The following is an 11,911-nucleotide window of genomic DNA, read 5'->3' on the forward strand; positions in this document are numbered from 1 at the left end:
CGGCATATTTGATCGCGTTTTCAACCAGCGGTTGCAGCAGCAGCGAGGGAAGATAGGCGCGGTCGGCAGGCGGATCGATCCGGAAACTGGTACGCAGCCGATCCTCGAACCGCATCTTCTCGATTTCCAGATAGAGCTTCAGCGTCTCCACCTCCTGCGCGACCGTCACCTCGCTCGCGGGGTCGTTGACCAGCGTGTAGCGCATGAACGAGGACAGCCGCGACAGCATCGCATTGGCGCGGTCGGTCTGTTTCAGCAGCACGAGCGTGGAGATGGAATTGAGCGTGTTGAACAGGAAATGCGGGTTGAGCTGGTAGCGCAGCATCGCCAGTTGCGACGTGGTCGCCTGGGTTTCCAGTTGCGAGGCGCGGTCGATTTCCGCCTCCAGCATCAAGTAGAAATTGATGCCGTAATAGAGCGCGGACCAGGCGACGAGCAGCGCGAAATCGAGGATGATCGCGCCGAAAAACTCCAACCCCTCCGGCATCGCGCCGAAGCGGTAGAAGGTGGCGTGGGCCCAGACCTCGATCGTGGAGAAGATCGCCGAGGCGAGCATCACGATCGGGATCGATACGCCCCAGGTGACGATCGGCCGCTTGTTGATGAGCCGGCGGAAGATCGCCGCCATCAGCAGCGTAAGCGAGAAGCCGGCGGCGGTATCGAGCGCGGTCGGCACGATGAACAGCAGGCCCATCGCATTGGCGATGCCGTTCAGCGATCGCAGCAGGAAATATCCGGTCCAGCCGGCGGACTGGAGGATCCAGAAGGCGCGGTTCTTGTCATCGAAGAAAGGCCGCGCGCCGGGTCGAAAGGATGCCATCGGCGGGACGATAGAGGAAAGCGTGCGGGGGGTGAAGGATCTTGGGGGACCGCCGCGCCGGACGTCAGGCGGTGCCGAGGATGGCGTCGAGCCGGTCGAGATAGCTGGGGCCGACCTGGACACTGGTGCCGTCGGTCAGGACGAGGACCGCAGTGCGGCCCGACCGGCCGATCCGCGCCACCCGGTCCGGACGGACGAAGGCGGACCGGTGGACCCGGACGAGCGCGGTGCCGGCCAGCTTGCGTTCGAGATCGGTCATGGTGATGCGCAGCATGTGGCTGCGTTCCGCGGTGTGGAGCAGGACATAGTCGCGTGCCGCCTCGATCCAGTCGATCCCGGCGATGGGCACCCGGCGGTGGCCGGTACGATCGGGCACCCAGAGATCGCCGCTCGCCTCCGCCACCGCCAATGGTCCGGGATGACGCGCGCCGCGGCGGACGCGGGCGCGGCCCAGCGCGCGGGCAAGCCGATCCGGATCGACCGGTTTCAGAAGATAGTCGGCTGCGTCGACGTCGAACGCGGCGGGCGCATGATGGTCATGCGCGGTGACGAAGATGATTTCGGGACGCGCGTCCGCCGGCAGCGCGGCCGCGACGCCCAGGCCGTCGAGCCCGGGCATTTCGATATCCAGCAGGACGAGATCGGGCCGGAGCGCGACGATGCGGTCCAGGGCCTCCGCACCATCGCCGGCGCGGCCGACCATCACGACGCCGTCCATCCGGCCGAGCAGGGCTTCCAGCCGATCGAGCGCCAGCGATTCGTCGTCGGCGAGCAGGATGCGGAGTGCGGTCATGCGCGACCTTGTACCTTGGGAACGGGGCAGGTCCAGAGCAGCGCGGCGGCGGTCCGGAGGCCCTCAGGCGGTCAGACGTCGCCGTTCGGCCACCAGCGGCAGCGTGTCTTCGTGCCACATCGGCTTGCCGAACAGATAGCCTTGCAGTTTGTGGCAGCCGAAATCGCGCATGCGTTCGAGATCGGCCGAAGTTTCGATCCCCTCCGCCGTGATCTGCATCCGGAAGCTGTTGGCCAGCGAGACGATCGCGCCGATGATCGCGTTCGTCTCCGATTTTGTCGCGGCATCGCGCACGAACGAACCATCGATCTTCAGCGTGTGAAAAATCGTCTTGTTGAGATAGCCGAGCGAGGAATAGCCCGTGCCGAAATCATCGAGCGCGATGCCGACGCCGATCGCGCGCAGCCGGCGCAGGACGTCCAGCGAACCGTCGCTGTCGCCCATGAACACGCCTTCGGTGACCTCCAGTTCCAGCCGGTCGGGTTGCAGCCCCGCCCGGAACAGCGCGTCGCCAACGGCATGCGGCAAAGTCGGATCGAGCAACTGGCGTGGAGAGACGTTGACCGACACGGCCATGCCGTCCGGCCAGGCGGCGGCGTCGCGGCACGCCTGCTGCATCACCCAGGCGCCGATCGTGCCGATCAGCCGCATATCCTCCGCCAGCGGGATGAAGACGGACGGCGGAACCGTCCCGCGTTGCGGATGGTGCCAGCGCAGCAGCGCTTCGAACCCGATCAGGTCCAATGTCGTGGCCGATACGATCGGTTGATAGGCAATGCGGAATTGACCGCGATCCAGCGCCTTGCGCAGATCCTGTTCCAGCCGCAGCTGCGCCTCCGCCTCATGCTGCATCCTGGCATCGAACAGGCGGAAGGTGCCGCGGCCGTGATTCTTGGCCTCGTAGAGCGCGAGATCGGCCTTCAGCAGCAGGTCGTCGATGGACACGCCATCGGCCGGCGCAAAGGCGCACCCGATGCTGACGCCGATCCGGATCTCGCCCTTGTCGAAGAGAAAGGGTTCGGCGATCGCATCGATGATGGCGTCGGCCAGCCTTTCCACCGATGCGATATCGCGGCCGTTGGACAGCACGAGCGCGAATTCGTCGCCGCCGACCCGCCCGATCTGCCCAAGGGGCCCGACCTCCGCCTTCAGGCGCTGGGCGACCGTGCGCAGCACGGCATCGCCCACCGAATGCCCGAACGTGTCGTTGACGGGCTTGAACCCATCGAGATCGAGGAACAGGATCGCGCAGGGTTGATCCGTCCGCTCCGCCATGGCAATCCCGTCGGCCAGGATTTCGCGCAGGCGCTGGCGATTGGGGAGGCCGGTCAGCACGTCCGTACTGGCCAGTTGCGTCAATCGATCCTGGCCGCGGCGGAAGTCGGTGACGTCGGTTCCCACACCGCGGAAGCCGTGGCAGCCGCCATCGGCATCGACGATCGGACTGCCCGAAAGCGAGATCCAGCGCGGGCCGGCGGGCGTCGCGACTTCCACTTCCAGATTGCTGAACGGCTGGCGCGCGTCGATGTTGGTGCCAAGCCGCACGTCGCAGCCGAGCACGACCGGCAGGGATTGCCCGATCAGCTGGCTGGTCGAACGGCCGAGCAGCACGCAAATCCGCGGGCTGACATAGACGAGCCGATTGTCGGCATCGATCTGCCACAGCCAGCCGACGCCCTGATCCTCATATTCCTTCAGCAACATGCCGATCGATTCGCGGGCCTCGCGTTCACGGTCGGCGATGGCATGTTGCAGCCGGACCATGCGCGCGGCGGTCACGCCGCCGATCAGGAGCGTCGCGCAAAAGACGGGAAGGAGGGCGAGCAGCCCGGCCGGCAGCGCCGCACCATGTGAGAGCAGCATCCAGAGCAGTCCGCTGCCAAGCAGCGCCGCCCAGACGATCGCGGCGGCCGGAACCAAGGCCAGCAGGACCGATCCCGCCAGCATCGTCACCATCGCGACAGCCAGCAGCGGCAGGACATGGCCCGGCGGGTTCCTGTCCCCCACCAGCAGCGGCAGCGCCGCCCAGACAGCGGCGTGGATGCCGTTTTCCAGCACCACCAGCCCGCGCGATCGCAGGACGAGTTTTGCAAAGGCGCGGTTGCCGCGGCGGCGCAGCAGGATCACCAGCCAGTTCGCGGCAACGACGGCTACGCCCCAGCCGGCCATCCGTTCGGCCTGCATGCCACCGTCGAGCGCCCAGAGCAGGGTGAGCATGCAGACGATGCTGATCCCGCCGAGCCATGTCGTGTTGCGCGCCAGGCTTTCGGCGGTCGCGGCATCGAGCCCGCGCAGGCGATGGCGATCAGCGTTCGACCGCCCGCGCGCGACGTCGGGAGAGACCGCCTGCGCGGGCGCCAAGCGTTCGGTCGTGATCGGTTGGTAGAACATGAACCTGCTTGGACACGGGGCGCCGGGTACCGTGGTAGCGTGCAGGGTTTTACGACGGGTTAATCACACAGGATCAATCCTGATCAATCTCAACGACCACGCGGTCGCGCCCCTCGTTCTTCGCGCGGTACAGCGCCTTGTCCGCGCGTTTCAGCATCGCCGACGCGGTTCCGCGCGGCCGCAGCGTCGCGACGCCGGCGGAAAAGCTGACCCGGCCGAGCCGGCGGCCGGTCGCCGCGATCTTGATATTGCGTTCCGCAACGGATTGCCGGATCGCGTCGACCCGCGCCGCCGCCTCTTCCAGCGTGGCGTTGGCGAACAGCACGACGAACTCCTCTCCGCCATAGCGCGAGACGAAGGCGTCGCCGGCGGTGCCGAGCGCGGTGGCGATCATCTTGATGACCTCGTCGCCGATATGATGGCCGTGCTCGTCGTTGACACGCTTGAAATGGTCGATGTCGCAGATCGCGACCGCCAGCGGGGTGCCGGCTTCGCGTGCGCCGTCACAGGCGGCGGTCATGCGGATATCGAGCGCGCGGCGGTTGGGCAGGCCAGTCAGCGGATCGCTATCGGCGATCTGGCGCACTTCGGTCAGCTTGGTCCGCAGGCTGTCCAGTTCGACGCTGTTGCGGCGGAGATGGTCGCTGGCGTCGCGACTGCGGTCGATCATCATCCGGGTGAGCGCCACCAGTTCCCGAACCGTGTCCCCGTTCCGCCCGCCATTGGAAAGCGATGCGGCCTCGCCAGCCAGGGCATCGCTGTAATCCTGCGCCGCGCGGCCATTATCCTCGATGATCCCGGTGATGCGGTGCAGGCATGCGGTCGCATCGTCCGCGATGCGCTGCAGCGCGTCGGCGGAAATGGGTGGGGTATCGCGCCCCGCCAGTTCATCGAGCGCCTCGACCGTCAGCGATCCGTGCCGCGCGATCAGATCATCGACCGCCGCCCTGTGCTCAGGCTGCGGATCGGTCAGATAGCGATGGCATAACGCGTAGTTGGACGGCGACAGATCCAGCCCCTGCGCCATCAGCATGGTGCCGATGCGAGCAAGCAACGGGTCCATGCCTGACTCTTCAACGCGCGTCTGTGCGACCACCGATATCTCTCCGGTTCCATATCGATGGGCGCGGCAAGCAGCCGCGAGCCCAACAATTATTTCCACTAAAGGGGCATAACGCGCTGTCAATTGCAGGTTGTCAGATGATGCACCAAAACGCTGCTGCGTATCGGCCAATCGAGCCCTTTGCAGGACCAGCAAACCGGATGCGCTGGTGCCAAGGTCGATGCCGTCTGCACTTAGGGTGCAAAAATAATGTTCTTTTTCAAGTGTCTCGATGAGCCACTGTTCAGGCGTCGGCCCAGCGACGGAGCAAGTTATGATAGAGACCGGTCAGGCGGACAACGCGATCGTCGCCGGCGCCCAACGTCGCGCCGAGCGCCTGGATGGTCTGATCGAGATCGAACAGCATCTGCCGCGCGGCCGGGTCCCGCACCATGGATTGAATCCAGAAGAAGGCCGCGAAGCGGGTGCCGCGCGTGACGGGTTCGACGCGGTGCAGGGTGGAGGCGGGGTAGAGCAGCATGTGCCCGGCCGGCAGCTTGATCCGGTGATCGGTCAGCCCCTGGTCGACCACCAGCTCGCCACCGTCATAGCTGTCTGGATCGGCCAGGAACAGGGTGGCGGACAGATCGGACCGGATGCGGAAATCCGTCCCGCGGCGAATGCGGATCGCGCTGTCGACATGCGTCCCGAACGCCTCGCCGCCCGCATAGGCGTTGAACAGCGGCGGATAGACCTTGAGCGGAAGCGCGGCGGCGACGAATCGCGGTGCGCGGCCGAGCGCGTCCAGGATTCGCGTGCCGAGCTCCATGGCGACCGGTGCGTCCTCCGGCAACTGGCGGTTGCGCTTGGCCAGGGCGGACTGCGTACCGGAGGTGACATTGCCATCCACCCAGTCGGCGGTGGCGAGGCGATCGGTGATGGCGGCGACCTCCGCCGCGGTCAGGACATCGGGGATGACGATCATCATCCCGCACCGTCCCGGAACAGGGCGGCGGCGTCAACCAGCGCGGGCTGGTCGGTCGCGATCAGCCACAGGGCCGCCTGTGCGCGGAAGCGGGCGTTGCCGCCGGCGGCGGCGCGTTCGAGCCAGGGGAGCGCGCCAGCGATGTCGCCGGCACCGACGCGCATGCGGGCATGATTGAACTGCCCCCGAAAATCGCCGCCTTCCGCCGCGATCCGGTAGCAGCGCGCGGCTTCGCCCAGATCACGGGACACGACCCAGCCATCTTCATGGAAGCTGCCGACGAAATTGGCGGCCTTGGCATTGCCCATGTCCGCGGCGCGGCCGAACCAGGCGAGCGCCAGCGCGCGATCCAGCGGCACGCCGTCGCCCAACGCCAGCAACGTACCATAATTATACATGCCCCAGTCGAGCCCGCGTTCGGCGGCGGCGCGATACCACTGCGCCGCCAGCGTCTTGTCGACCGGTGTTCCCCAGCCGAGATCATAGCAGCGGCCGACCATGTTGATCGCAACCAGATGGCCCGCCCGCGCCGCGGTGGCGAACAGACGGAAGGCGGCGGGCGGGTCGGCCGGAAGATCGCGCCCGTCGAGCAGCATCTGCGCCAGCACCGCCTGCGCCTCTGCCACACCGGCGTCCGCGGCCGCGCGGATCAGGGCGACCCGCGCTGCGGCCGGGCCCGCCAGGATCGCCGCGAGATCGGCGGCGCCCAGCGCGTTCAGCGCGTCGAGATCGGCCGGTGCGTCCAAGCGATGCTCAATAGCGGAAACTGAGCGTCGCGAAGGCGGACCGGCCGGGTGCGATGCTGGCATAATGGCTGGTATAGGCCTGGTTGAAATAGGTCTTGTCGGTCAGATTCTGGACGTTGACCGCCAGTTCGATCGCATCGCTGAACCGGTAGGCGGCACGGGCATCGAACCGCCAATAGCTGGGGACCGATCGCGCGAGGACCTTGGTCGCCGGGTTGATGGTCACCACTCCGGCCGCGCTTTGCGTGGCGGTGCGGTTGTCGGAGTAGCCGCCGAACACCCGGCTGGCATAATAGGCGCCGCCGCCGAGACTGAATGCCGGCGTGACCTGATAATTGCTCCAGAGCGTGAAGCTGTGCTTCGACGTCTGCGGAAATTGCCGACCGGTGTTGACGGAGGCGACGGTGACCACCTTTGCGGCCTGCGTACCGACGGCGGGGGCGGTCAGCGTGGAAAAACCGCCGTCGACGATCTCCGCATCGAGATAGGTGTAGCCGCCGGTGACCGTCCAGCCGGGGATCACGGTGCCGTTGAACCCCAGTTCAATGCCCTTGATACGGCGTTCGCCGATGAAGGTGATCGTGTTCTGGTCGCTGGTGGCGCGGGCGTTCTTGGTTTCGGTCCGGAATGCGGCGGCGGTGAGCGAGAGCCGTTCGCCGAGCAGGTCGACCTTGGCACCGACTTCGTAGGATTTGGTCTTCTCGACCTTCAGCGTGTTGGAAATCGCGACCGCATCGGCGATCTGGCCGGCGGTGGGGGTGGTGCCGGCGGCGGTGGAGAGGCCGTTCGCCTCCTGACCCTCGCCCAGCAGGCTGTTGGGCGGGGTCGCCGCGGTGGCGAAGGAGGCGTAGAGGCTGCTGTTGGTCGTCGGTTTGAAGATCAGGCCGGCCTGGCCGTTGACCAGATCATCCTCCCGCGTGATGCGATAGCGGCCGGCCGGATCGGCGGTTGCGGCGAGGCCCGGCTGCACCACCGACCGGAAATTGTCGTAGCGCAGGCCGAGGTTCAGGATCAGCGCGTCGGTGAGCGTGATCGAGTCGAAGGCATAGACCGCGCGGGTGCGTCCGTCATTCTGGGTGCGGGTGATCGGGGTGCCGCGCGTGATCGGCGTCGCGGCCGCGCCCGCCAGGTCACTCGCATAGTTGACGAACGGATCGTTCGGATCGGGCGTGAAGGCGCTGGTGCAGGTATAGCGGGCGATCGCCAGCGCGCTGCACCGCGGAGTACCGCGACCGTCGGCGGTGACGAACGCACCGCGGACGGCCTTCTCCCACGACAGTTCCGCGCCGGCCGCGAAGCTGTGCTTGATCCCGCCGGTGTCGAACGTGCCGTACAGGTCGGTCTGGTTGATCAGCGATTTCGTATAGCCGAAGCGGGTGTTGGCGCGGCGCCACACCTGTCCGCCCGCCGTTGCGGGTAACGCAGCGTTGGTACCGTAGACATTGCCCTGCGTATCGTCGGGGTTGGTGAAGATGTAAGCCTGATCGGTGTGGCTGAACCGCGCCGTGTTGCGCAACGTCACGCCGCCGAAATCATGTTCCGCGCGCAGGGTCGCCTGATCGGTTTTGCTGTTCCGGAAATCCCGGTTCTTGAGGCCGTAGAAGGTGTCCCGATCAACCGTGCCGGTCACGCCGGCGATCGTCGTGAAGGTACCGACCGCGGGTTCGGAATAGCTGAAGCCGGTATTGGGCGTGTTGCCGATCGTATAGAGATAGGGAATGCCGCTGTCGGGCAGTTCGTCGGTATCGAGATGATAATAGCTGGCGGTCAGGCGGGTGGGCGTGCCGAGGCCGATGGTGATCGACGGCGCGATGCCCCACCGCTTCTGATAGATCGCGTCGCGGCCGGCGACGTCCTGGTCATGCCAGACGCCGCTGATGCGGACCGCGACCGTATCGGACAGCCGGTAGTTCACGTCGGCGACCGCGCGCTTGTAGTCGGCGGTGCCGTAGCTGAGGTCCGCGGTCGCGAAATCGCGTAATTCCGGCAGCTTGGACACGATGTTGAGCGAACCGCCGGCCGAACCGCGACCGCCCAGCGTGCTGTCCGACCCGCGCACGACCTGGATCTGTTCGACCGCGAATACTTCGCGGCTTTGCGCGCCGATGTCGCGCACGCCGTCCAGGAAGGTCGAACCCTGGCTGTCGAAGCCGCGGATGAAGGGGCGGTCGCCGATCGGATTGCCGCCTTCCGCCGCGCCGAAGGTGATGCCGGGAACCGTGCGCAGCGCCTCGACCAGCGTGGCGGAGCCGGTCTGGCGGATCACTTCCTTGTCGACCACCATGATCGAGCGTGGCGTGTCGATCAGGGGGGCGACCGCCTTTGGCGTGATCAGCTGGGTTTTCTGGCGAACGCCGTCGACCAGGATGTCGGGCGCGCCGGCATCCTTGGCCGTGTCCACGTCCGCCGCCAATGCCGGCGCCGACGCGATGAAGCCGACACAGCCCAGCGCCAGGAACATCGGGCTGGCGGCGAGACCATCGCGGGCGGTGACGTCGGACATGTATAGCTCCCCAAGCCGGCCGGTGCCGGGCGTTGGGTAGGCTATTGATTGTCATTCGCAATATAGTCAATCGCTATTGCGAATGATATGCGGATTGCGAGGGGCTTGGGCGGCTATGTCGTTGGTGCGGGTGGCTTAAAATCCTGATGCCCGTCCCCGCCGGGATCATTCGATGACGGGCGCGGTCTTCTTCGCGGCGCGCTTCTCGGCGGCGGCGCGGCGGATTTCCTCCAGCTGGCATCCGGTGAAGCTGCCATTGCCGACCGAACAGCTGCCGATACCGGATCGGCCGGTGGCCTGCATCGCATCGACGCGCGCGGTGGCGGCCGGTGCGGCGTCGTTGGTGGTCCGCAGCTTTTCCGGGATTCGGTAGCGTTCGCTTTCCGGCGCACGGACGCAGATATTGGTCTGCTCGCCATTGCTGGTCGGGCATTTGTCATTGCCGAAGATGGTGATGACGGTGCCGGCCTGCGCCGTGGCCGGTGCGGCCCCGGCCAGGCCGGCGACCGCGATCGCCATGAACATCCCGCCACCCATCAGTTGCCGTACCCGCATGCCCGCTATCCTTTTATCATGATGAGCCAACGCGCAGGCGCGGTGGATGGTGCCGCCGTGGAAACCGTCAGATCCGTTTCGATACCGCAATCGCCGCGCGGCAGCCGAAGCGGATCAACGCCGACATCACGGGGTAGCCAAAGGCGTCCTCCGCCCCTTCCGCCAGCGCGATCTCGCGATGTTCCACCTCTTCCGCCTGAAACTCCGCGACGATCGCGGCCAGTTCCGGATCGCTGTCGCCGATCGCCTGGACCTGATCCTCATAATGAAGGTCGATTTCGGTTTCGACCGCGGCGGTGCAGGCCATCGCCGCCTTCGGTCCGATCAACGCGGTGGCGGCGCCGAGCGCGAACCCGGCGACGTTCCAGAACGGGCTGAGCAGCGTCGGGCGGACGCCGCGTTCCACGATCATGCGGTCGAACAGCGCGCGGTGGCGTTCCTCCTGCGCGGCCATCCGCGCGATCAGGCGCGATGCCCGGCCGCGATCCCCCATCACCGCCAGTTGCCCGGCATAGATGCGGGTCGCGCCATATTCGCCGGCCTGATCGACGCGGATCATCGCATCATGCGCGGCGGGCGGCTTCGGCCGGGGCACAGGATCTGAGCCAGGGGCGGGCGAGGGGGTCAGCGCGATTTCAGGCATAGCACCCAGATGGCGATTGCGGCGGGAATGGAAAGGAGCGCGTTGAACCCGGCAAGCGAAATACCGAACAGCGTCCATTGCGCCTGATCGCAGCGCACGAGCGGCGCGGCCAGGATCTGCGCCAGAACATCGGTGCTCGGCCCGCCACGGGCGAGCGTGGTGCAGGTCGTGAACCCTTCCCACCAATGATATTCGACGCCCGCATGGAACAGGCCGATCGCGCCCGATACGAAGATGGCGAGGCCGGCGAGCAGCACCAGCGGGCGCGTGAACCGACCGGTGCCGGTCAGGAACGCCAGCACCGTCATCGCGAGCGCGTCATAATGCGGCCAGCGTTGCCAATGGCACATCTCGCACGGATAGAGCCCTCCCCAATATTGCGAGCCGAGCGCGCCGCCAAGTGCGAGGGCGGGCACGAAGAGCGCCATGCGGCGAGCCTGTTTCAGGGAGGGGGTCATATCGCGAGGACGTACCCCCGCGCACGCGGAGATCCAGTTCGACCGTGCGGGTGCGGCACGTTTTGCGGATGATGTGCTGTGTGACTGAGTTGGACCCCCGCGTCCGCGGGGGTGCGGCAGCCGGCGTCGGAGTTCACTTCGACACGGTCTTGCCGCCGCCGGCGGCGAGTGCGGCGGTCGCGGCGGGGGAGGCAAGGCGCGCGACCGTCTTGACCGCGTAGCTCAGCTGGAAATCTTCGATCCCGGCCTTTTTGAGCTGTTCGGCGGTCTGCGCGAACCGCGGGTCGGTCTTGCCGTCATCCTCCAGGATCTTGTCGTCGACCTTGACCTCGTTGATCAGGTGGCGGCGCAGGTCGGCCTCGCGCAGGCGCGGGCGTTCCTTGTAATCCTCGTCGGTCAGCTGCGGCACCAGGATGTCGGGTTCGATCCCGCCTTCCTGCACCGAACGACCGGACGGCGTGAAGTAGCGCGCGGTGGTCAGGCGGAGCGCGGTATCCTCCGACAGCGGCAGCAGCGTCTGCACCGAACCCTTGCCGAAGCTGCGTTCGCCCATCACCAGCGCGCGGTGATGGTCCTGCAGCGCGCCGGCGACGATTTCCGCGGCGGAGGCGGAGCCGGAGTCGACCAGCACCACGATCGGCAGGCCATGCGACAGGTCGCCGGGCTTGGCATAATAGCGTTCGATGTCCGCCTTTTCGCGCCCGCGCTGGGACACGACCTCGCCATGGTCCAGGAAGGCGTCGGCCACCTCGATCGACTGATCGAGCAGCCCGCCGGGGTTGGAGCGCAGATCGATGACATAGCCGAGCGGACGGCCGCCGACCGCCTTGTCGATCGCCATCAGCGCGGCACGAACGCCGTCGCCGGTCAGCCGGCTGAACGCGTTGATGTTGATGATGCCGACGCGATCCTTCACCTCCCACTTGACCGGCTTCACCGTCACGATTTCCCGCACCAGCGAGACGTCGAACGGCT

At 66.7% G+C, this 11,911-nt stretch carries 11 protein-coding genes; all 11 read right to left on the minus strand.

The window, feature by feature from the left end:
• The coding region (locus VF649_RS06800) for a sensor histidine kinase (protein WP_331011205.1) at window positions 1-820 on the minus strand (820 nt) is incomplete at its 3' end.
• Window positions 821-884: 64 nt separating this feature from the next.
• Entirely contained in the window at window positions 885-1,613 is a 729-nt protein-coding gene (locus VF649_RS06805) for a LytTR family DNA-binding domain-containing protein (protein ID WP_331011206.1), read from the minus strand.
• Between the two features lie 63 nt (window positions 1,614-1,676).
• On the minus strand, window positions 1,677-4,004 hold the full coding sequence (locus tag VF649_RS06810; protein WP_331011207.1) for a putative bifunctional diguanylate cyclase/phosphodiesterase: 2,328 nt from the start codon (window positions 4,002-4,004) through the stop codon (window positions 1,677-1,679).
• A 73-nt stretch (window positions 4,005-4,077) separates the two neighbouring features.
• Window positions 4,078-5,067 (minus strand): GGDEF domain-containing protein, encoded by a 990-nt coding sequence (locus VF649_RS06815; RefSeq protein WP_331011208.1) that lies wholly within the window; start codon window positions 5,065-5,067, stop codon window positions 4,078-4,080.
• A 283-nt stretch (window positions 5,068-5,350) separates the two neighbouring features.
• A complete protein-coding gene (locus VF649_RS06820) occupies window positions 5,351-6,034 on the minus strand; it encodes a Fe2+-dependent dioxygenase (RefSeq protein ID WP_331011209.1) in 684 nt (227 codons plus the stop codon).
• On the minus strand, window positions 6,031-6,777 hold the full coding sequence (locus tag VF649_RS06825; protein ID WP_331011210.1) for a tetratricopeptide repeat protein: 747 nt from the start codon (window positions 6,775-6,777) through the stop codon (window positions 6,031-6,033). The genes VF649_RS06820 and VF649_RS06825 overlap by 4 nt, the downstream gene beginning before the upstream one ends.
• Window positions 6,778-6,784: 7 nt before the next feature.
• Entirely contained in the window at window positions 6,785-9,280 is a 2,496-nt protein-coding gene (locus VF649_RS06830; RefSeq protein ID WP_331011211.1) for a TonB-dependent receptor, read from the minus strand.
• A 165-nt stretch (window positions 9,281-9,445) separates the two neighbouring features.
• Entirely contained in the window at window positions 9,446-9,835 is a 390-nt protein-coding gene (locus tag VF649_RS06835) for a hypothetical protein (protein WP_331011212.1), read from the minus strand.
• A 67-nt stretch (window positions 9,836-9,902) separates the two neighbouring features.
• A complete protein-coding gene (locus VF649_RS06840) occupies window positions 9,903-10,394 on the minus strand; it encodes a demethoxyubiquinone hydroxylase family protein (RefSeq protein WP_331011215.1) in 492 nt (163 codons plus the stop codon).
• Between the two features lie 65 nt (window positions 10,395-10,459).
• Window positions 10,460-10,906 carry a disulfide bond formation protein B gene (locus VF649_RS06845; protein WP_331011213.1) on the minus strand — a complete coding sequence of 149 codons (447 nt, stop codon included), beginning with the start codon at window positions 10,904-10,906 and terminating at the stop codon, window positions 10,460-10,462.
• A 163-nt stretch (window positions 10,907-11,069) separates the two neighbouring features.
• Window positions 11,070-11,911, minus strand: an 842-nt coding sequence (locus VF649_RS06850) for a S41 family peptidase (protein WP_331011214.1), incomplete at its 5' end; no start/stop codon positions are given.

The sequence above is a fragment of the Sphingomonas sp. genome (assembly GCF_036387535.1).
In the GTDB taxonomy this organism is placed as follows: Bacteria; Pseudomonadota; Alphaproteobacteria; order Sphingomonadales; family Sphingomonadaceae; genus Sphingomonas_R.

What these genes read in the sequence shown, in the direction of transcription:
- VF649_RS06805 (WP_331011206.1), bottom strand. Translation starts at nt 1,613, where the DNA reads ATGACCGCACTCCGCATCCTGCTCGCCGACGACGAATCGCTGGCGCTC.
- VF649_RS06810 (WP_331011207.1), bottom strand. Translation starts at nt 4,004, where the DNA reads ATGTTCTACCAACCGATCACGACCGAACGCTTGGCGCCCGCGCAGGCG.
- VF649_RS06815 (WP_331011208.1), bottom strand. Translation starts at nt 5,067, where the DNA reads ATGGACCCGTTGCTTGCTCGCATCGGCACCATGCTGATGGCGCAGGGG.
- VF649_RS06820 (WP_331011209.1), bottom strand. Translation starts at nt 6,034, where the DNA reads ATGATGATCGTCATCCCCGATGTCCTGACCGCGGCGGAGGTCGCCGCC.
- VF649_RS06830 (WP_331011211.1), bottom strand. Translation starts at nt 9,280, where the DNA reads ATGTCCGACGTCACCGCCCGCGATGGTCTCGCCGCCAGCCCGATGTTC.
- VF649_RS06835 (WP_331011212.1), bottom strand. Translation starts at nt 9,835, where the DNA reads ATGCGGGTACGGCAACTGATGGGTGGCGGGATGTTCATGGCGATCGCG.
- VF649_RS06840 (WP_331011215.1), bottom strand. Translation starts at nt 10,394, where the DNA reads ATGATCCGCGTCGATCAGGCCGGCGAATATGGCGCGACCCGCATCTAT.
- VF649_RS06845 (WP_331011213.1), bottom strand. Translation starts at nt 10,906, where the DNA reads ATGGCGCTCTTCGTGCCCGCCCTCGCACTTGGCGGCGCGCTCGGCTCG.